This is a genomic window from Pseudomonas sp. SST3, assembly GCF_003325755.1.
The window spans coordinates 39,316-60,405 of record NZ_QORI02000001.1 but is presented as its reverse complement, the minus strand read 5'-3'; the positions used below and the strand labels follow the sequence as shown (position 1 = coordinate 60,405).

Here is a 21,090-nt window from a genome sequence, read left to right as displayed (position 1 = left end):
TCGATCCGCTCAGCCGCAACCTAATAAATCTACCCGTAGTATTTGACAAAAGGAGTTGGGATGAGAGTTGCGGTTCTAGAGATTTCGAATTTCCGAGGTGTTCGCCAAGGGGCGGTTCACTTCAAGCAGCACACAGTGTTAGTCGGCGCTAACAACACTGGGAAAACTACTGTAATAGAGGCTCTTACGTTGCTATTCGGCCGAGAGCGGATGGTACGAGAGCTTACCGAGCACGATTTTTTGGATCCGATCCCCAGCCTGGGGATCGGATAAAGCTTGTCGCAACTGTCACAGGGTTTCCCAGTCAAGATCCTGGTGATCACTTGGACTGGTTTCGAGATGGGAGGGGTGTTCCAAAGTGGCTTGATGAGGCTAACGGTAACGTGAGTCCTGTTAGGGTTGATCCGACTTGGATGTTGTGTTGTCAACTCGGTGTTCAAGCGTACTTCGATCGTGATTCACTGAGCGTAGAATTGGTCAGGTATTTCCATGACCATGATAATCCTATGGATCCTTTTGCAGATGATGCGCCTGTGGGCGTGCCGCCCAAGCTCATAAAGGAGATGGGGTTTTACCTCGTAAGGGCTAGCCGGACTTGGGACAAAGTTTTCTCATGGGGTAGCGAGTTGTTCCGCCGTACTTTGCAGGCTGCTGCGGCGCAGCCTTCATCAGCGATACTTGCAGAAAGAGATCGGCTGAGAAGACCGGAAACTCCAATTGAAAATGATCGGCAGATTTCTCTTCTCATCGAGAACGTCAACGCTGAGTTGGCAAAGTGCATTCCCAATGCACCCTCTGTACAGCTGAGGGTAACCAGCACAGACAGTCGATCCCTGCTGGATTCTGTCGCTGCACATTTCGCGGTCGGCGAAGGATTGGGAGTTCCCGCAGCCCGCCAAGGCAGTGGCCTCATATCGCTTCAAGGGCTCTTGTTGTTGCTAGAGTTAGGCAGAGGTCGAGCCGCTGCTGGCGAAGGATTTCTGATGGCTTTAGAAGAGCCTGAACTGCACCTGCCGCCAGCAGGTCAGCAACAGTTGGTGCAGCGTGTGCAGGCTCTTTCCACTCAGACTTTTGTTACCACTCATTCACCTCTTATTGCTGCGACCTCGGATCCCGCATCTGTACTGATCCTTCGTAATGTGGACGGACAGCTATCAGCATTGCCTTTTTTACCCAAAAAACTGCCGCCTGAGGCACCTAATTGGAAGCGCAAGTTCTTCCAGCAAAGCCGAGTGGATGTGCTTTCGGCACTCATGCACCCGTGCGTGCTTGTGCCCGAGGGGCGAGCGGATTTTCAGCTGTTGAAAACAGTTCTTCGCCCGTTGATGCTGAGTGAGGGGTGGTCAACCGGTATGGATGCAATGTTCGGCCTTCAGGTGGGGGTCGTGCCGACGGAAGATGCAAAAGTGGTCGAGACCTACCAACTTCTGTCTTCCGCGCATAAGCGTGTTTGCTGTCTTGTTGATGGCGACGCAGATGGGCGCCGTTACACGCGGGGGTTACGAGAGTTACAAACTCCCCCGCCAGTAATCATCCGATGGGCTAACGGCGAGATGATCGAGGATGTCTTGGGGTGGGTACTTGAGGCGGAAGAAGAGAAAATGGTGAGGGCGCTGAATGATATGCCAACCGTACCTCCGGCATCCGTGGCAGATATCGTGGCACATCTGAAACTCAAGAAAATGGATGTGATCTGCTATGAGGCATTAGCGGACGCCATTGTTAACTCGGCGGAGTGCCGTCGTAGGGCTGCTGACCTGTTTAGCGCATTAGCCCTAGCGTGTGCGGGTCGTCCTAATCGTCATTTTGCCCAAGGTGACGAGGGTGCTTGGGTATTTCATCGATGACAGTTAGATCTTTCTCAGGGCCTGCAGGTTGTGGCAAAACCTTTCAACTTATGTGCTCGCTCACGGCACAGTTGAACCATCAGCCGTTGCAGGATGGTCAAAGAGTGCTTGCTCTTACATTCATGCATGGCTCAAGGCGACGGTTGGATGACCGTTTAGCGGGAGTAATTGGTCTTAATCGTCGTTACGAATGCAGCACCCTCGACAGCTTCGCATGGCGGGTAGTCAGTCGCTGGAGAGCGCTGATTCATTACTTGGGTAGAGAGCTTCCTGAGGCTGGTGCATACGAGCAAATTTGCGGCCTGGCGTCAGAGTTGGTTGCCCGTGACGAGGTTGCCCGTTGGGTCGCCGGTGCCTTTCCTGTGATCGTGGTCGATGAGGCGCAAGACTTAACGCCCAGCCGACTTGCTATCCTTCAATCGCTCGCGGCTCATGTGGAGTTGCTTGTTGCATCCGATGAGTTTCAGTGTCTGGTGGAGGAGCTCCGTCCAAATTTAGCGTGTGAGTGGTTAGCCGCTGTCGGAAACGAGGTCACGTTAGATCGGCCTATGCGTACGAATGATCGTGATCTACTTGCTGCTGCGAGGGCGGTCCGCTCTGGGCTGGCACCTCGAAGCTCTGGTCAGTTCAAGGTGGTGGCAACTGCGAACGCAGGGTTAGCGGGTACGTGGATATCTAATGCGATCAGTTGGAACAGAGCCGGCAATAGAGTTGCGATCATCACTCCGACAATGGGTACCTTTGCTCACGCAGTACGCGAATGGGTAGAGACGCGCACCACCAAAAAAGGGAATGGCCCGCACCGTGTAATCTTGGAGCAGTCGGAGTCGGTTCGCTCAGAAGCATTCATCGCTGAGTTGGCGTTGCCCGACCATGCTAGCGTCATTGACGCGCTCGCGTTGATGGAGGGAAAGCCGCGAGGCATTGTCCAGGATTTTATCCGCTGGGTTGATAGGCAGCGAAGAACTAAAGGACGGACCACATTTTCCCGCGAGGAAATGGAAGATGCGATCCGCCAGACATTTTCCAATCAGCGCCGGCTTGCAGGCAATGATGGTGCTGGGATTCGAGCTCTGACGGTGCATGGTGCAAAAAATCGTGAGTTCGATTTGGTGCTTGTACTTTGGCCTGCAGCAATTGGGGGGGACGATACCCAGAAAAGGCGGCTTCTTTACAATGCGATCACGCGAGCGAAAGGGCAATGTTTAGTCCTAGTTCAGAGCGCGCGAGCTATGGTTGCACCTCCGTTCGCTTAAATCGAAGTGTCTAAAATCAGGATGCGCTGCGCAAGATCATAAACTCCCTCCCATGGGAAGTTTAGGAGGGATTCAAGTTCCGGAGCGTTGGTGGCAGCGGTAGCTCGGGCCATGCGCACCCAAACCGGCAACCTTGATGCCGCCGCATTTCACGAAAGGCCAACCAAGGTGTGGGGGCCATTGGCCTTGACGCTAGCGCCGAGTCGAGCGGCCCCGCAGCGGCACAACAGCAGGACCAGTTTTATCCATGTGATGACCGGAGATTTCAGTGTTGGATGCAGTGGTAGGACGGAGCTTGCAGCCCTTGCCCTTGCCCTTGCCCTTGCGTGCGTCCCCTTTTCTGCCACGACTTACTCAATGCGGTTGTAGTTGAGTATTCGCATGGTTCCGACACTAATGCGCATACCTAACCGACAGTGATCCGCACGCAAAACCGACATCATAAACTTCTCAAAATCGGCAACCAATCGCACGGCTTCGCCACTCATTCGCATTCGCCGACACTCATTCGCATCCTCCGCCCCTTAATTGCATCCCTCATCTAATGTCCTATTAAATGCGTCGAGGGGGCCAAGGTTGGCTCTCCTCTCGAAAGTGCACTACCTAGGCATCGACAAGGTAGGCCACTCTCGGAAAGGAATCTGAATGCGATACATCAACTACCTGCTGTATCGCCTAATACCTCCCGGAAAAAGAGCTATCGCGGAACCTGATGCCTTGCCTCTCATGAACCTGTTCGGAGTAAGTGTGTACGTCCGGCCCGAAAGCAGTCGCTTACGGATGGTGGTTTTGGGCCATTAGCATCAGATGTCTACGATTGTTGAGCAGACGGACCTGTGTCGAAGGGAGGCGAGTTTTTGCGGTTAGCTAACAGTTCAGGATTGTAGGCGCCTTACCAGCTGTTCGCTTTTGGCCGTTCTCTGCCGGTCGTTACTCCGACGTGCACTAGTCAAGTCGAATGCAAAGCGTGGGCAGTTGGATGCAATTGAGTGGTCAGCTGTGCAAATGGCTGGTCAACTCAGTGCAGTTTCACAGCCCCTTGGGCGACTCGTCGTGGCTGGGATTTGAAGGAGCTGATGCAGTATGTCGTTGGAGCAATGGGCAATCTGCCATGCTCTATGCCAAAGCGTCGGGATATGCTCTGGGCAGCCGGGCATCCCACAGCCTTTGACCACTGTGGCCCCATCAACCCAGCGCTACTGCAGTAGCTACTGTGAAGGCGACCCAACTGCTGTCTTCGGCGGGAACACTAATTCGTCGTGTAAGGTGCAAATAAGCCTATGGTCCATCACATGGAACAGAGCAGAGTTCTGTGCGTCTTGGTTACCTATAAAGAATAGATAGCTGCGTGACGCTTGCTTCGCTTTTCTGGCTTCCATTCCCTCCTTTCGGGCTACTTCCAGCTCATTCTTGAGCCGCCCGCGTGCAACCGCTGACCATTCTTGCCAGTGGACGATCACTTGGTAGGGCGAAAGCTTTTTATCGGCCCATTCTCCCGCATTGAGCGAAATGGTCAGGTGTTCTGAGGACTCTACGGCATGAGACCATGCCAACTCACCATAGAAAACACGCGCTTGGGCAAACAGCTCAAAACCTTTCGAACGGAGTTTTTTGAAGGCGGTTTGATAGGTCGTCGGAGCAACACCGGGGACTTCTAGCGAAAGATGGCGATCGTAGGGGAAGCACAAAAATGCACGGCAGATTGGGCGAATACTGTTAGCTGCGCGTCTTCCTTCTCTGCGAGCCGTATTGCCCGTTGTATCCTGCCGACCAACGCTCTGTGTCTGTTTTTCTATGCGAGGTAAGGCGGGATCGACGATCGTGCGAGTGTCTATTAGTTGTAAGCGGGCGGGAGATAGACCCGGGTAGGTCTCTAACTCCTGCTGAACACTGCCGCTCTTACCCTGAGCTAATATCTTGCTTTCTCCCTCCGCCTTACAATTTGGGCCGTGAGGGTCGCGAATTTGAAAGTGGGCGCGCAGTAGATTTTCCGGGCGGTAGGACCGCGGGAAGGCCTGAGTGTCACAACCAGTGCACTGGTAGCCATAGGTGTCCACTACTGCCAACAGCTTGAGGTCTTCGGCCTCAATAATTCCCTTGGTAACGCAGTCACGAGCATTATCCACGACGCTTATCTCTCCATCGAGTTGGGGTGTGAGCCTTATCCAACTCCCAGCATACTGTCGGAAAAATAAGGGGCAAGATTATGATCGATGAGCTTTATGTTTCCGTCGATGTCGAGACTTCTGGGCCGGTACCGGGCATTTATAGCCTGCTTTCCATAGGGGCTTGCCTCGTCTCAGAGCCTGCCCAGTCCATCTATCTCGAGCTTCAGCCAGATGGCCTAGAGCACGATCCGGAGGCAGTCGCCGTGACTGGCCTCGACCTCACCAAGCTCGAAAGTGAAGGGCTTCCTCCGCAGGTGGCGATGCTCAATCTGGAGCAATGGCTGACTCAGGTGTGCCTAGCAGGGCAGAAAATCGTTTTCGTGGGGCTTAATGCTCCATTTGACTGGTCCTTCATCAATTACTACTTCCATAAGTATTCTGGGATGAACCCCTTTGGCTTCACCGCAATCGATATGAAGGCGTATTACATGGGGGTTACCGGGTGTCGCTGGAAGGAAACCAAATCCTCTCAGATGACAGCTCGGCTCAGCCCCCATAGCGCACCCAACCATAACGCGTTGGAAGATGCACGATTTCAGGGGGAGTTGTTCGCTCTCATGCTGGCAGAAGGTCGCAATCGCTAGGTAGGCCAGTTGGTCCATGCGGCCTCGACATAGTGTCCCTCCCTGAAGGACCAAGCCTTTATGCCTTCAGGGCCGTTGGAGTTGCCTACGATGATAGCCAGCGGGTGTGGTAGATCCTGAGTGTAGTGCGCTGCAAAGCTGGAAAAGCTCCTGATATCTGTGGGGGAGATCATAGGAATGCTTTGCGGGTGGGTATGCCAGTAACCCACCAGGCGGAGCCCTGCTGCATTAGCCCGTTCAATTTCCTCCCGGCAGCGACGAGCATTCAGTTCAAACCACGTCCTGCCTGCCCGATCATTTTTATGGGGTGGAGTCGCCAAGACGAGTATCAATCCGTTAGCGTTTGAGGGGTCGACAAAAAGCTGTCCCCCTCGCTCCACATCAAAACGCCGCTGCCTGTAACTCTCCAGTAAGCTTGCGACGTCCTGCGATACCAACAGATGCATGTCCACCCCGGGCCAGCTCCACTGCCAGGCAATTGGGGTCATTGAGCTCTCTCCAGCAGCAGCTCCGGCCAATCACGCTCCAATTGGGTTTGCTGTATCCCCGCAGGCAGCTCTGGCCCAAGGTACCTCCCGCCCAGCGTCGTCACATCATGAGGTTTATTGATGCTGCTGACCCAACTCGGCCTTTCGATGCTGCCGCTCAACACTCGTAATGCGGTTTGAGAAACCATCGAAGCAATGTTCACCATTCCTAGAGAGCCTCCTGGGATGAAGCTCTCTCCGCAGGCGGGAAGGGCGATGACCCCACCTTCCGGCCACTCGGTGAACTTATGCTTAAAATCACCGTTTTGTGTGAATAGGCCTCGAGCATCAAATGCTCCAGAAGGCGCAAGAAGCACATGCCCCACTTGTGTATGGGGCTCACTCCAGGCCTGAAGTAAAGCCCAGGAGGTGCCATTTGACTTGGGTCCCCACAGTGCCACCTCCGACTGCCAATCCGCGGTAGTAACCACCACCAGGTCCGCTTTCTCGAAAACCTCGGGATTCGTGTACATCACCACTTCGGCGAAGGTTGGGAACGCCGTGACCTCCGTAGTGGGTAGGTCTTTGCGAATTTTTTCCTGAAGCGCTTCGGCCTTTGGGAGGCCTAGGTCATCGGCCCCAAGCACGTGCCTGCCAAGATTCGCAGACACCAAGTGGTCAGGGTCAATGAGTGTCAGATGCCCGACACCCGAGCGCGCCAACTGGAGGGCAACCGTGCTGCCCAACGAGCCTATCCCAACACAAACTACGCGAGTCCCTTCCAGATTCTGCGCCATACCGCTCAGGTCACGGGACAAAATTTCCGTCCGGTCCAGCACATCCAGCGTCGTTGCTCGGATCAGAACCGGGGGATGGCTGACCGTAACTGCTGGTCTGCGTCGCGCTGACCGCAGGTAAAACTTCGAGCCTCGATCCAGCTGCGGGCCGTAAGTGCGAACGTTAAGGCAGTAGATTGGAGCGCTGGAATCTCCAGGAAGCTCCAAAGCAATCCAACGATTGGGTAGCGAGCCACGCTCACTGAACCAAGCTAACAGCTGAGCGCTATCGCCAGGGGCTAAGTGCGGCATGAGCCATGTGAGCAGTAGCTCAGGCGCTGGAAGACGTAGGTCCGGATAACTCTGAAGCTTCGCGTAAAATCCAGGGGTCTCCGGGGCACGCATCCTTGGAGAACGTCCAATCGTGCGCCTGCAGTGGTTTTTGAGTGATGACAGATCAGTTGCGAGCCAGACTGTCTCCTGGCCAGACGGCAATGCTTGCCGAGGGTCGCTTAGGGCAAACAGCTTTGAGGCGGCTTGGGGGCGATCTAAAAGAATGAGGTTCTGTAGGGACAGTCCCTGCTGCCTAGACCAGTAGGTTGTGATTTCTCGCCGAAATTCGGCGTCCCGGGTAGCTGCGCATGACCCCATTCGGGACAGGTTAACTATCTTGCGTAACCGAGCCAAGCTGTCCGATACAACATGTTCGGGGGTGCCCATGACTGGGCGCTCTTGGAAGCCATGAAGGCAAAGCCCGACTTCCATGGCGTGGGGCCATATAAGCCATGGCGAAGGCTCGACAGTAAGCCTTAACCCGCTGCGGGGGAAATTCCTCGGAAAGCAGATGCGTAGGAGCCGCTCCGTGCCCGTATAGTCCACTGGCAACGGAAAGCAGTAACTCGCAGCTTCGTCAGCACGTGTGGCCACAGGCCGAAGCAGTGCTAGTGCGGCATCTTCGCCAAGCGCGCCTCGCAGCGCGGCTATACCGCGCTGCAGAGGCGTATCGGTGTGATCAACCAAGACGCCCAACTGGCTTCACATCCTCTTGAGAGCTCGCTGTTCCGCTGAAACCACCAAACAGTGCTCCCATCGATGTGGAGTTTCGGGTGGTTCCGTCCGGGCGGCCAGGCATGTCCAATTGGACGGAATCTCGCTGTTCACTGCCGAAATGAAGGTAGAGCCCATGCCAAAGTTTTCCTTCACTGCTTTGACAAAAGCCTCTGCGGACTCGAAGCTTTCAAGCCCCAGGGACACTGATGCGCTGGCGTTCTCATGCCACTCCTGGAATGCCCGGCGGTAACGGTGCCCGTCGAGCGGCCTGTTCCATTTCTCAGCGAAGTTTTCGCCGTTATCCGCCGGGTTGCAGACCAGGCATTCATTCCCTTGGCGTTTGACGTGATCCGGCATCCGCCGGACGATTTCGAGGATAGCGTCCAGCGGCTTTAGCGGCGACGACTGAGACTCTTTCGCCACTTCAAGGTAGGCGTGGGTAGCGAGTGTGGTGATAACTGCCGAAATCGGACGATGGTCTGCATTTTTGGTGCGGATGGCCCACTCATCCCGATGTCGCTTCAGCAGCTTAATCGTTGCCCGAAGTGGGTCTTGATCGAGGTAGTCCTCATACTGCGGCAGCGGATCCTGAGTGGCGGCATCAAAGGCGCGCTGACTTTTTGCGACGGCCAGATGCTCCAACGAAATCGTCTGCTTTGAAGCCACATGCAGCCAGTTGGAGTAGGGGATCGGGCTGCTCGCTTTCCAGCCAGTTACCCGATCTGGCACTTCCAGCTTACCTTCGCCATTGCCCTGAGAATTCCCATTGATGGCACGCGCCGGTGTGACATCGATGTGGAATCCGGGGTTTTCATCGGCATAGATGATCCGGATGCCCCGACGTAGCTGCTTGATTTCTTCCTGGACGCGGCTGCCAGCTTTGAAGCGTTCCTCAATGGCATCCAGAACTTCTTGAGCTTCAGCCCCTTGGGCATGAGGGAGCCAAACAATGGCGTCCGCATCGATGGTGTCCAGATCCTCTGGAGCGTCAGAAACGGGTTTGATTGTCGTCTTCAGGCGCATGGAGCCTTGGACGAAAATATGCGCCTCCGCCAGTAGTGGATCGTCGGACGCGTTGAGGATCCGCTCCAGCTGGGAGTATCGGTCGTTGATCTTCTCATACTGTGCTTCCGACAGTGAGATCTCCCTCGCGGCGCGGAGCAGAAAGTGCTCCCAGCTCCCGCGCTTGGTCTGCTCATTGCTCATGGACATCAATGAAGCTCCTGGGCTTGGTGGCCCAACTGTAGTGTTGGCGTGAACCTGTTTTGGTTGTCTTTATCTCGATCGAAAATCAGGTAGGCGTGTTGGTGTTGCGTGGTGAGCAAGGCACCGAACTCAATTGCCAAAGCAGCGGGAATTGCTGCAAACACATGGATTGTGTCTGCAGTCATGGCCTCAAGCCGGCTCAAGTGTGTTTGTAGAGCGTCGCGAAACGCGTGTATCACGCGACGGTTCTGAACCATCGCATAGCTGGGCACTGGGATGGTCAGCTCTGCGATACGTGCGCTAGGCAATGCCTCTTCGACATCGCGAGTGGGGACTTGCGCGGAGATAGACAACACAAGAGCAAGCGGGCCTTCACCATCCGCGGGCGGGGTGAACAGAAACCTCGGAGGCTCGGCTGACTGGTCAGGCCAACGTAGTTGGTGCTCGCGATTGAACGAGAAAAGCAGGCGCTTGGATCGATCACCTAAGGACTGCCCTAGCATGATCAGCGCCGGGATATCTGCCACGCCCACTACGGCCAGCGCAGGAGCATCACCATAGGCTCCTCCGCGGCGCTTTAGCTGCTGCTCTAATTCGTGCTGAATATTGTCCTGAATACTCTGCCAATAGTGGGCATCCCTGCCACGATGGCTCGGGGCCGGAAAAGTGATCTTGATGGGATGATCGAATGCAGTCAGTCCCTCTGACGACATTGCCACCAACAGATCACGAACGGGTATGTCGTTGTTCGTCGCGAAATGCTGGCTTTGGACAATTACTGGAATCGCTCTACCACCGTCAGGAGTGGTTGCCGCCAGCCGGATTCGCTCCAGATACGCTTGGTGCAGGCCGCTCAGATCGCTTTCCGGATATCCATCAGCATCCCGATCGATTTTGTCATGGCAGCCAGGGCAGAGAAGCATGAGATTGGCTGGGTCGTTGGTAAGCGACGCGGCCTTGCCCTCGTCATGGTCAGACTGACCCCGTGGGCCCTTTGGACTAGCTGGCAGGATGTGGGCTACCTCGCCCCAGTTCATGGGCTTACCTGCACGGTAGTCGTACATTAGATCGGTGCCGCACAACTCACAATGGCCTGCAGCCTGAGTCCACACGACACGCTTCGTCACGTCGTCGGTGTTGTAGCGACCGGTGGCAATTTTGGCTTTTTCTTGTTTTCCCACGAGGCCTCCTTGAGATATCAGGAACACTGATGCGTACTGGCTCTTTGAGATCAGATAGGGGCGCTGAGTCGGAATTCAAGCCTGGGGAAGCGAAGCGGCTAATATAAATATCGGCACCTCCAGCCGTTTGTTGAGCGCCGCTACCGTTCGCAAGCGGGAGCGCAATCGTCACGAGAATCGACAGCTGGCTCGCGGGTGATTGGCGGCACCCTGCTGCTCAAAGGCCTGGAAACCGAGGTGGCCGTCATCCCGTCCCATGACAACATGGATGCCCGGCATCTTTGCGTCGCCCTGACGCGTGGGGCTTTGGGAAATGTTCATCGCTCCGCTTAGCCCTGTAGATAATGCTTCCTACCTCACTTTTCGGGAGTAGCGCCTGAAAGTCAGCCAACGAGCCTTGAGGTTAAGGACGTTAGGCTTCGTTCGGACACGCCTACGCCTACAGTCGGTCGCAAATACCTGGCTATTTCAAAGCATCCATAGGAACACCGATCGACGTTTGTTGGATTACTGGCTCGATCTCCGGATAATCGAACATTCGCTCTGCGTAGGATTTAGCGTTCCCAGCTCGACCCCGAATTTGTGGTAGACCTGCACCTACGAGAATGACGGGCAGGACCAGTTGTGAAACACGGTGCAGTGCTGAGATCAACGCGGCCAGCTGGGCCTCTTCGATGTACTGCATGTCGTCCAACAAAATGACCAAGGCTGTATCCGCAGCTTTAGCTGCTGCACCTATCTGAATGAGCAATGCTGTCAGATCACCATCGAGGTCCCCGTTATCAGCCAGCCCGGCTTCTGGCTCGTAATCCAATTCAACGTCAATGTCGGCAAACTTAGCCTTCTGACCTCTGGCAAAGCTAGACAGCGCTCGTAGACCTCGAGCAGCGGAGGCCTTCGCTGCATCCACCGTGCTCATACGTAGCAAGGCCAGATGAAAGGCAGGGGTAAGCATCGACGGCAGCGAGCGCGATTCCGTCGCATCTACCCGCACGCACTGGGTCTGGGAATGATCCGTCTCGTGAAAAAACAGGTTGAGCAGAGCAGTTTTGCCGACACCACGCCGGCCAACCATGATTACGCTTTTTGTCGACGTCCGATGCGGATGCGCTCAATCGCAATATGAACACGCTTACGCAGATCATCACGGCGAGAGCTCTCTGGTGCATGTACCTGGCTTCTCATTGATAAGACCTGCTAAAACCTGAGCTTTGAGCTAAAGAAAGGCCATAAATGCCTTTCGGATGAAAGGCGTCCTCACCACTGCGTTGGGGCTCAGCGACTCGATTCTCCGGGAAATCATGCTCCCCTGAGCCATGATATCCAGCGGTTTTCGTCCGCTGAAGATTTTTGTTGTCGTGTAAGGTCGCAGATCGCTAAGCCGTAGTGCGGATCGGCTGCTTTTGGCCGAAACCGAATGCTGCGCTGTCCGCCCTAGGATGGTGTGTTCACGGTTCGCTGTTTGAGCTTTAGGGAGATGCGTTCCTCCTTCTTCTCAATCGCCAGCTCATCACCCAACGTCCAACCAAGCTTCTCGAGTAGCTCGGATGGAAGCTCAACGATAACGTCTCCGCTGCCGTCTCCCGGATCTTGGCAGACAACTCGCCAGCTATCAGATGTGTCCATAACGCTACCCTCGCCGCAGAAAGCTGTAAGTTGAAGTATGGCATTTTCATCGAGGGGAGGTGCCTTGCCGTCGCGCACGCCATGTCGTAGCGGCTTGGGTACAGGCATGCCGATGGGATCGCACAAATAGAAAAGCCCACCTAATTGGGTGGGCTTTCGGGTGTCTCCAAGGGGAGGCAAGGTGCCAACTATTCTCGGAGCAATCGACATTATTATATTCGCTTTCCTGAAATACGGGCTAACGGGCTGGTAGCTGCCCTTTGGCTACCCGCCGCCAACCCAAAGCGGCCTGTGACGACTGACTGGCAGAAGCCGGCCAAGAGCGGGCGTTAAGGTTAGGAAAGTAAATCTGGCCCCTTTTGCCTTTTCCCACAGCCCCACGCTTCCTCGGATATGTAACGACAACTACTCATGCAGGCGAGCTTCCGCTGCTGGCGGAATGCTATGGTGTGTGTGCAAAAGAACCACAAACAGATGCTCTGAAAAGGAGTTCCGCATGAGTCCCAAGCTCTATCTCGTTCTGGTGCTGCTGGCGCTGGGTGCTTACCTTTTCTGGCTGACTCGTGAGCAACTGGCTGCGATGCAGACCAAGAAAAAGGGGGTCGCCTACGGCAAGGCGGTGATGGCCGCCGTTGAAACGCATTACGTTGAGCTGAAAGACAAGTCGGTTTTGCTGGTCGAAGATAAGGGATATCAGGTCGTCGACGATTCGAAGTGGAAAGCTGAGCTCGACAAGTTCATCACTATGGTCGTCCGCCCGAAGGTCGAGGGTTTCATCAGGACCCGGGCCGATCAGGCTGTCTTCCACCAATTCGCCACGACCATGCTTCTCCAACTGTTGGACGGCGATGTGTTCCCCCGTCAGTTCCCTGTCGAAGAGTATGCAGCCGGCGCGATCCAGCCGGCCGGCGAGGCTGAAAAGTTGTTGATCCCGGCCCGCTGGCTTTTCTCGATAGTGTTCATCGCCGTCGCGGTCTACACCGCCATCCACCAAGGCTGGCTGGGGGCCTTGCTGATGCTGGTTGCCGGCTTGGTGTTCAACCCGCTGACACACCAGAAAATGGTACAGAAAGCACCGTGGTACGACCGATACAACCTCGGAATTTGGGCGATTCTGGGCATCGTGTTACTGGCCAACATCTCCTACTTCCAGCATGCCCAGGCGGTCTACGGCGAGAGCCAGGCCCTCCTTGCCGAACAGCAAAAGCAGCGGGCGATTGAGCGGCAGAGAGTTGCCGAGCAGCGTCGCGTGGATACCGAACAGAAAAGGCTGGCGGTAGAGGCTCAAGCCGCCAATGAGTTCGCGGCGAAGCGCTTAGAGGTCCTCGAAAACCTAAGTCGGGCCATCCAAGAAGAGCGATTTACGGACGCGAAAGCGATCATGGAAAAGTACAGCGCGGTTTCTGATTCTGATCTGGTCGCGCTCAAGGGTGAATACGAACTGAAAAAGGAAGCCTTCGAAGCCAAGGAGGCCGCTGCCAAGGCCGAGCGGAAGCGCCAGGAGAACTACACCACTCGCATCCGAGACTACGCGATCGACGAATACACTTCGGCACAGTATCCGAAGCTCACGGCCAAATATCGCAGCCGGCTAACGGAGATTAAAAGCTTCCGCCGCACAGCGGCTGAGCGCGTGATTGACAGCGGAAAATGCGACTACGTCGAGAATGTCCAGCTCAGCGACGAAAGCACGCTGCGATCACTCAAGTTCTTCATTGACTGCACCAACGAGAACCGGATCTACCTGACCGAGGCTGAACTTAAGAGCGGCGCCGAGGTGCGTACACAGGCAGAAAACTCTTGGGACGAAGGTGAGGCCATTGTTGCGTGTAGGGACATGACGAAACGGAGCGCGACCATCCCGAGTTCGGTCAACTTCCACAGTTTCACTGGTACCAGTGCAACGACCGCCAAGACCACCGGGAACGTCCAGGTGCTTTTAAACTTTGATGCCAAGAACGTTTTTGGTACGGAGATCGGCTACACGGCGAGGTGCATCTTTGAGCCGCGTAAGCAGGGCAGCATCGAGATTTTCTTACGCGAATAACGCTGAGCGGCGAGTGTGCGGGCATTGCAAATGCGTTCGGGGGTGACGACGCGCCGCCGTTACGAGGGCTGCTGACCGGCCGCTTCTAGCCGAAAGCTGCCGACCACGAGGGGCTGCTTTCGGCCCAGAGTGTGTAAAAACACTTTCGCAGCTTGGGTGCCGTAGCCCAGCGATGGTGGACGAGGCGATTGCCTAAGCATTTACCACGATCAGCACCGGTAACGCTCCAGAGCGTTTATGAAGCGCTTTAGCGTCTCCTGGAGCCCCGAAAAGCGGGCTTTTTACGCCGCCATCGCCTTCAACAAGCCTTCGGTGCCGATGATTTTCATAACCCGCTTCATATTGTAGGCGAGCACATTCAGGCTCATCTCCGCGCTGACTCCGACGAGCCTACGAGTCAAGAAATGCGTCGAACCCATCCATTGTTTGAGCGTCCCGAAGGGATGCTCAACAGTCCGTTTACGAACCCGCATCATCTCTGGCGCTTGGTTCAGACGGCGCTGCATTTCCTCCAGCACAGCTTCATGTTCCCAGCGTTTTACTCGACGATTTTTGCTTGGCGTGCACTGAGTTTTCAGTGCGCAACTCTGGCAATTTGAACTCCAGTAACAGTGCATATTCATGCCTTTCTCAACGCTGGAGAAGCGCCATATCAGGGCCTCTCCCGCCGGGCAGATGTATTCGTTTTTCCTTGCGTCATAAACGAAGGCATCTCTGTTGAATCGACCATCAGCCTTGGCGCTTGAAGTCATTGGCTTTGGAACGTAGGCGGTGATGTTTGCGTCGTGACAGGCCAGGATTTCTTCACTCTTGAAGTAACCTCGATCAGCCACTACCGCCAGCGTTTCCAAAGCCATGGCCTCCCTAGCCTGTTTCGCCATCGAGCTGAGTTGGTCGCGGTCAGATCCGACGTTCGTGACCTCATGGGCAACGATCAAATGGTGATGGGTGTCGACCGCCGTCTGTACGTTGTAGCCAACGATTCCATTGCCGCGCGTCATCATCGAGCGGGCGTCTGGATCAGTCAGCGAGACCTGTTTGTCAGGCGATTCGTTGAGCTGAGACTCAATCACCTGAAGCTCTTTCATCTGACTTTTAAGCTTCTCGATTTTCTCCTCCAAGCGCACAGCGTCAGGCTCAGAGGCAGTTGATACTTGCCGATCAGCCGCATCAAGGGAGGTCAGGTAACGGTTGATGCTTGTCTCGATTTCTTCCATTCGGCGCTTCAGCTTTGCGCTGGTGAAATTGCGGTCGCGGTTGTTAACTGCTTTGAATTTACTGCCATCGATGCAACCAGGTTTTCTCCGAATAGCCCCAGCTGTTGGCAGAGCAAAACGAACTGGCGGCAGACGCCGCGAATGGCTTTGCTGTTGTCTTTTCGGAAGTTGGCGATGGTCTTGAAATCGGGCATCAAGCGCCCGGTCAGCCACATCAGTTCAACGTTGCGCTGAGCTTCTCGCTCAAGACGGCGGCTCGACTGGATGCGGTTCAAGTAGCCGTAGATATAGATCTTCAGAAGGGTCGCAGGGTGGTATGCCGGCCTGCCGGTTTCGGCTGGAATGACACCATCAAAACCCAGCGTGGCTAGGTCAAGTTCGTCGACGAAGACATCGACCACGCGTACGGGATTGGTATCGCTGACGTAATCGTCGAGGCTTTCAGGAAGTAAGGTGCTTTGACCTCGGTGTTCACCCTGGATAAACCGTTTCATGGGCTTCCCTTGCGATGACAGGCTCAGAAATCATAGCAAGTGTTTGCCCGAGCGTTTTTACACACTCTGGGCCAAAAGCGGACTGTCAGGTAAGGAGCGGGCCTCCTCAACCCATCAGTTCGGACAGATTGTCCGCCAGCCGCATGTGGGGACCCCAGCGCCTGCTTGCTGGTCAGATTCCCTTCCCTAGTATCTTGCCATTAACGGTTTCGCCGTAAAGGTTCACACCGTCATTGGCATGGTACTTATCACGAGTTTTCTCGACCGAGCCGTCGATCAGGCGCGGGTCCTGCGGTCGCTCGTGGCTGTTCATAAATGCAGCCACGTTCCAGGCATCCTCGTCTGACAGAGTACCGCCTTTGCCCAATGGCATGTTTTCCTTGATGAACGCCGCGGCCGTGTTTATCCGATGCATGCCCGCACCCCAGTTGAACGAGTCCGCCCCCCAGAGCGGTGGGAACACGTAAGTGTCACCCGACTTCTGCCCCTCACCATTTGAACCATGACAGACGGCGCACTGTGCGTCGTAAACCTGTTCTCCCTTCGCCAGGTCATATCCGCCCTCGGGTTGCGGAACTTCAGGATAGGCCCGGCCTGGCAGCTCTTGTCCGGTCGGTGCTCCGGTCGCAAGCCAGTAGGAATAGGCTGAAAGCGCGGCTATCACCGGGCCATCGGCCTCGGGGGCCTTGCCGTTCATACTGAACTGGAAGCAGCCCTGGAGGCGCTCGGCATAGCTGTTCACCTTGTCGTTCTTCTTTCGGTACGCCGGATACATTGTATAGGCGGCCCAGAGCGGTGCGGAGTTGGCTTTCCGGCCTTGTTCGAGGTGACAGTTCGCACAGGCCAGGCCGTTGCCAACATAGTCGGGCGCATGCGTCTTGGTATCGACGAATATGGCCCGTCCTTGCTGTACCAGTTGCCCGTACGCGTTGTCAGGCAGTTCGCTTTCTTTTGGCGGCTGGAAGTACTTGCTGCTGGCCGGATCCCCGGCCCCGGTTAGGATCTGCGACTGATCTTCCATCGCGATATCGTCCGCCAAGACAGGGAAGGCAAATGCAATCAACAGCAGTGCGCTTGTATGGGGCTTCATTTGGCTGCTCCTGTGTCGGTCAGACCTGCGAAATACACCGATACGGCCTTGACCTCGTCCTCTGTCAGGCTACGTGCAATGTGCCCCATCAAATCGTTTGGATCATTTTTGCGGGTCCCCTGACGCCAGGCAGTCAGCTGCGAGGCCAGATATTGCGCGGATTGCCCGGCCAGTGGTGGGAAGGCGTCGCCTACACCTGTTCCGCTGGGACCGTGGCAGGCGACACATTCTGGAATATTGCGATCCCACGCACCGCGCAATGCAAGTGTCTCGCCAGGACCATCGGCCAAAGCGGTGCGGTCGATTCGCTCGACTCGTGGTTGCGGCTTGTCAGCCAGCATCGTGGAGACGGCTTCGGCTTCCTCGCGGCTCAAGGCTGCGGCAATGGGCTGCATGATTGGGTTGGCGCGTGCACCGGACGCGAAATCAGCCAGCTGCTTACGCATGTACTCGGCTGACAGGCCCGCAAGGCGGGGGAAGCCCGCAGCGGCCATCCCTTCACCCTCGGCTCCGTGACAGGTAGCACACGCCATGGCGGCGGGGTTGGCCCCGCCTTTGCTGTAGACCGCAGTCGCATCCGCAGCTTGCGCGGGCACGGAAACCGCAAGGAAGAGCCCAGCCAAGGGCAAGAGGGGGACGTTCATGTAGCCTCCATCATTATTATTTTAAGCAGCATCGGTGCTGGCGGACCTTTGCCGATCTAGCGCTTTGACAACGGCCCCATGACGCCATTCAACGCATCGGGCCGAGGTGCGCCCTGATGTTGCTGCAGCCGTCCGTCATCGTCCAGGTAATAAATCGCTGGCGTAGCCGAGGCGCCCATTTCACCCATCAGGGTGAGGTTCGCCTCTAGCTGCTCATTCACCGTTGGCGATATGCGCTCGATCGGTTTGAGCTTGCTCGCCTTGCCCGCTGCTTCGTGTGCATTGAGGGCCTCTTCGGGATCCTTTGCCGCCAGCAATGCGGCGGCTTTACCGGCACTATCCGGACGCAGCATGCCAACCATGACGTGACGAAGCTGAACGTCGCCGGCTTCAATCCAGGGCCGCGCCTGTTTCCAGAACATGTTGCAGAACGGGCAGTTCGGGTCGGAAAACATGTAGATGGTTCGCGGTGCGTCTGCCGCGCCGTCAGCAATCCAGGTGCTGCTTTCCAGTCGCTGCCACATCTCGTTGCTCATCGGCTCGTACACTAGTTTTTCAAGTGGGGCCTTGGTCAGGTCTTCCCCGTTAGCATCCAGCAGGCTGCCGATCAAGACATGATCACCGTCCGGTGTCAGGTACAGCGCGATACCCTGTCCGTTATAACGCGCCGCATAGCCCTTCAATCCGCCCGGTGCGTCGAAGCTGCCGACTACTTTGGCCCCACGCGCTTCAATGGCCTGAACCGCAGGAGGCAGAGCCTCTGCCAGCACCAGGGGCGCCGGTAGCAAGGCCAGCGTAGAAATAAAAAAGGAAAGCGATCGTACGGATTTCATGGCTGGTTTTTTACCTCAAGTTGCTCAAGAGCGCGCGCCAGACTGGCATGAGAAAGCTCACCGAGATGACTGCCAACCTGGCGTCCCTCGGCGTCATAGAAAAGCGTGGTGGGCAGAGCTGCAGAACCTACGTGCTGGCCGAGGCGACCGCCGGTGTCGAGCAGGACGTTTTCCAAGCTGAGCCCTTCGGCTTCAAGGAAGTCGGCGATCAATCGCTCGCCCTCACCCTGGTTGACGAACAGGAAATTCACCTCGGTGTTGTCTTGCTGCGCCTTGGCAAGGACCGGCATTTCCCGCCTGCAGGGAGGGCACCAAGTGGCCCACAGGTTGACCACAAGCGGCTTGCCGACGTAATCCTGCAAGGCGGCCGGCTTGCCATGGGAGTCCCGCAACCCCATCTCGGGCAGTCGCGTGCCCTGCTCGAAGGCATGCAATGCGAATATCCCAAATCCCCAACTGAGCATACCTACCATCACCGCAGCGCCAAGTGGTCTGCGTAGCCCGCCATCGCGCCAAGCGAGCCAAGTGCCCAGCAGTACGGCCACCAGCAGGCCCGGCCAGGCAATAAAGCCGCCGTCACGTATGTCGATCACGCGCCAGGGCTCTTCTCTGAAATGCTCGACATACATCAGTACGAAGGCCAGCCGGGCGACCACTAGCGCCACCAGCAGTAGCCTGAACAGCTGCTGCTCCGGATTCCGCTCGCTGCGCCGCCCGACCCACCAGCCGGTGAGCATCGCCAGAAACAGGCTCACCACCATCAGCACATGCGGAACGGCGAGTGCCAAGGGCCCCACGTTGATCGTAAGCATCAGCCTCGCTCCATTGTTTCGTTCCATCTGCTTAGAAATTGGATCGCGTCGACCTCGCCGGTGATGCGCTGCGGGCGCCGCTCGATCCCATCCGGGCCGATAAAGAGCAGCGTCGGCGGCCCCATGACCTGATAGCGGCTCAGCAACTCACGGCTGGCGGAATTGGTTTGCGTCACATCCGGGCGAAGAATCCGCACGCCGGTAAGCGCGGCTTGCACCTGCGCGTCGCCAAACACTTCCTTTTCCATGACCTTGCAGGACACGCACCAGTCCGCGTAATAGTCCACCAATACCCACTGGCCGGCGGCTTTGGCGGCAGCCAGTTCACGATCGAGAACAGCCGGCTCGCTGAAACCGACAAATCCGTGTGCAGGCTCTATACCTTGAACGGACGCAACGCCGCCTGTGAACACACCGAGCGGTCGCATGACATCCTGCGCGCCGCCTGCCGCCCCCAGCAGCAGCGCTACGCCCCATACCCCGGCTAGCGCCGCGACTGACCGGCTGAACGCCTGATGCCGCACCAATTGACGCGACAGTTGCAGCAATCCACTGGCGCCCACCACCAGCAGCGCACCCCACAGCCCCACCCACAAGGAGTCAGACAACAGCGGACGGAGTACATAAAGGGCCGCGACCAGAAACAGGAAACCGAACGAAACCTTGACGCGGTCCATCCATGGCCCAGGCTTGGGCAGGAAGCGATTGCCCGCTGTCACCAGCAACACCAGCGGCGTACCGATCCCTAATCCCAGCGCAAACAGTACGAGGCCACCGTTCACGGCGTTACCGCTTTGCGCGATGTACAGCAGCGCCGCGGCCAGTGGTGCGGTCATGCAAGGTCCTACAAGCAGCCCGGACAGAACGCCCAACGCACTGGCCCCCGCGAGGCTGCCCCCCTTACGCTTGCGTCCGGCCTGTTCCAGCCGATCGCGCAGGCCCGCCGGCAGTTGCAGCTCGAAGAATCCGAACATGGGCAAGGACAGCAGCACGAAAAGCCCAGCGAAGCTCGCGATCAGCCAAGGCTGCATCAGCCATCCCTGCAGATTCGCGCCAAGCAGCGCCGCCACCACACCAAGGGCGGCATAGACCAACGCCATGCTGACGACATAGGATCCAGCCAACGCCATGCCGCGGCGAGGACCGGCCTGGCTGCCCACCACAATGCCCGCCAGAATTGGCAACATCGGCAGCGAACAGGGTGCAAAGGCAAGCAGCAGGCCCAGTCCGAAGAAGATCAGCAGGCTCCAGCCGAGCGACTGCTGCTGCAAACCACTCACCAAGGCTTGATCGTCAGCCTGAACAGGCGCGGGCGGAGGAGAGCTGCTACCTGTCAGTTCTACCGTGCGAGTTTGCGGTGGATAGCACAGCCCGGCATCGGCACAGCCTTGCCAGCCGAGTTCGAGCGTCGAAACATCTCCATCTGGGATCTCAACTTCCAGACTGTCGCGATAGATTCGCGAGTCACCAAAATACTCGTCATGGTAAGGCTCGCCCGGCGGTAACACGGGCTCGCTCGCCGATGGCAGCCCTACGAATCTCAGCCGCTCCTTGTACAGGTAATAGCCGGGGGCAATGTCCCATCGAAGCACGGTGCCGCCAGCGTCGGGCCTTTCGATATGCAGCGTGAATGCCTGGTCCACAGGCAGGAAGTCCTCCTGCTTTGGATCAAGCGTGAACGGCGAAGCGTTCGCCAGTTGCATGACCCAGAGGCAACAGGCCAAAAAGATAATGATCGCTCGCATGCACCACATCCGATTACCCGATTCGGAGGCGAGCTTGGCGGTTCGGG

The 21,090-nt window shown here is 56.6% G+C and carries 17 protein-coding genes and 1 pseudogene; 5 read left to right on the top strand and 13 right to left on the bottom strand.

Annotated elements, in window-relative coordinates; translation table 11 throughout:
* Window positions 1-60 precede the first annotated feature (60 nt).
* The 3 genes from DQ405_RS27380 (at window position 61) to DQ405_RS00280 (ending at window position 3,103) form a co-directional block, all read left to right on the top strand.
* Window positions 61-273 (top strand): AAA family ATPase, encoded by a 213-nt coding sequence (locus tag DQ405_RS27380; RefSeq protein WP_241729733.1) that lies wholly within the window; start codon window positions 61-63, stop codon window positions 271-273.
* A 233-nt stretch (window positions 274-506) separates the two neighbouring features.
* The gene (locus DQ405_RS00285) at window positions 507-1,847 is read left to right on the top strand and encodes an ATP-dependent nuclease (protein ID WP_241729730.1); all 1,341 of its coding nucleotides are present in this window, start codon (window positions 507-509) and stop codon (window positions 1,845-1,847) included.
* Window positions 1,829-3,103, top strand: coding sequence for an ATP-binding domain-containing protein (locus tag DQ405_RS00280; protein ID WP_241729728.1), 1,275 nt, complete (start codon window positions 1,829-1,831; stop codon window positions 3,101-3,103). Before DQ405_RS00285 ends, DQ405_RS00280 begins: the two co-directional genes overlap by 19 nt.
* A gap of 1,208 nt (window positions 3,104-4,311) precedes the next feature.
* Here DQ405_RS00280 and DQ405_RS00275 read toward each other — a convergent pair.
* A complete protein-coding gene (locus DQ405_RS00275; RefSeq protein WP_168422384.1) occupies window positions 4,312-5,229 on the bottom strand; it encodes a hypothetical protein in 918 nt (305 codons plus the stop codon).
* A gap of 80 nt (window positions 5,230-5,309) precedes the next feature.
* On the opposite strand from DQ405_RS00275, the gene DQ405_RS00270 reads away from it, so the two are divergent.
* Window positions 5,310-5,855, top strand: coding sequence for a 3'-5' exonuclease (locus DQ405_RS00270; protein WP_178113952.1), 546 nt, complete (start codon window positions 5,310-5,312; stop codon window positions 5,853-5,855).
* Here DQ405_RS00270 and DQ405_RS00265 read toward each other — a convergent pair.
* The 6 genes from DQ405_RS00265 to DQ405_RS00240 form a co-directional block, all read right to left on the bottom strand.
* Window positions 5,852-6,343 (bottom strand): Mov34/MPN/PAD-1 family protein, encoded by a 492-nt coding sequence (locus DQ405_RS00265; protein WP_168422383.1) that lies wholly within the window; start codon window positions 6,341-6,343, stop codon window positions 5,852-5,854. The two genes, DQ405_RS00270 and DQ405_RS00265, sit on opposite strands and share 4 nt — an antisense overlap.
* On the bottom strand, window positions 6,340-7,140 hold the full coding sequence (locus DQ405_RS27375; RefSeq protein ID WP_241729726.1) for a ThiF family adenylyltransferase: 801 nt from the start codon (window positions 7,138-7,140) through the stop codon (window positions 6,340-6,342). The genes DQ405_RS00265 and DQ405_RS27375 overlap by 4 nt, the downstream gene beginning before the upstream one ends.
* A gap of 993 nt (window positions 7,141-8,133) precedes the next feature.
* Window positions 8,134-9,360 (bottom strand): nucleotidyltransferase domain-containing protein, encoded by a 1,227-nt coding sequence (locus DQ405_RS00255; RefSeq protein ID WP_241729724.1) that lies wholly within the window; start codon window positions 9,358-9,360, stop codon window positions 8,134-8,136.
* Window positions 9,360-10,535: an SAVED domain-containing protein gene (locus DQ405_RS00250; protein ID WP_168422382.1), complete on the bottom strand. Its 1,176-nt coding sequence runs from the start codon at window positions 10,533-10,535 to the stop codon at window positions 9,360-9,362. The genes DQ405_RS00255 and DQ405_RS00250 overlap by 1 nt, the downstream gene beginning before the upstream one ends.
* A 463-nt stretch (window positions 10,536-10,998) precedes the next feature.
* Window positions 10,999-11,610, bottom strand: a complete 612-nt coding sequence (locus tag DQ405_RS00245; protein ID WP_241729722.1) for an ATP-binding protein — start codon at window positions 11,608-11,610, stop codon at window positions 10,999-11,001.
* A 359-nt stretch (window positions 11,611-11,969) separates the two neighbouring features.
* Entirely contained in the window at window positions 11,970-12,161 is a 192-nt protein-coding gene (locus DQ405_RS00240) for an AbrB/MazE/SpoVT family DNA-binding domain-containing protein (protein WP_168422716.1), read from the bottom strand.
* Window positions 12,162-12,657: 496 nt separating this feature from the next.
* On the opposite strand from DQ405_RS00240, the gene DQ405_RS00235 reads away from it, so the two are divergent.
* Complete coding sequence (locus tag DQ405_RS00235) at window positions 12,658-14,208, top strand: hypothetical protein (protein ID WP_168422381.1); 1,551 nt, start codon at window positions 12,658-12,660, stop codon at window positions 14,206-14,208.
* 281 nt (window positions 14,209-14,489) lie between these two features.
* Here DQ405_RS00235 and DQ405_RS00230 read toward each other — a convergent pair.
* The 6 genes and pseudogenes from DQ405_RS00230 to dsbD form a co-directional block, all read right to left on the bottom strand.
* Window positions 14,490-15,919, bottom strand: a pseudogene (locus DQ405_RS00230) (IS1182 family transposase).
* 172 nt (window positions 15,920-16,091) lie between these two features.
* Complete coding sequence (locus tag DQ405_RS00225; protein WP_168422380.1) at window positions 16,092-17,009, bottom strand: c-type cytochrome; 918 nt, start codon at window positions 17,007-17,009, stop codon at window positions 16,092-16,094.
* Window positions 17,006-17,653 carry a c-type cytochrome gene (locus DQ405_RS00220; RefSeq protein ID WP_168422379.1) on the bottom strand — a complete coding sequence of 216 codons (648 nt, stop codon included), beginning with the start codon at window positions 17,651-17,653 and terminating at the stop codon, window positions 17,006-17,008. The genes DQ405_RS00225 and DQ405_RS00220 overlap by 4 nt, the downstream gene beginning before the upstream one ends.
* 56 nt (window positions 17,654-17,709) lie before the next feature.
* On the bottom strand, window positions 17,710-18,486 hold the full coding sequence (gene dsbG / locus DQ405_RS00215; protein ID WP_168422378.1) for a thiol:disulfide interchange protein DsbG: 777 nt from the start codon (window positions 18,484-18,486) through the stop codon (window positions 17,710-17,712).
* Window positions 18,483-19,298 carry a TlpA disulfide reductase family protein gene (locus DQ405_RS00210; protein ID WP_168422377.1) on the bottom strand — a complete coding sequence of 272 codons (816 nt, stop codon included), beginning with the start codon at window positions 19,296-19,298 and terminating at the stop codon, window positions 18,483-18,485. The genes dsbG and DQ405_RS00210 overlap by 4 nt, the downstream gene beginning before the upstream one ends.
* The gene (gene dsbD, locus DQ405_RS00205) at window positions 19,298-21,043 is read right to left on the bottom strand and encodes a protein-disulfide reductase DsbD (protein ID WP_168422376.1); all 1,746 of its coding nucleotides are present in this window, start codon (window positions 21,041-21,043) and stop codon (window positions 19,298-19,300) included. Before dsbD ends, DQ405_RS00210 begins: the two co-directional genes overlap by 1 nt.
* Window positions 21,044-21,090 lie beyond the last annotated feature (47 nt).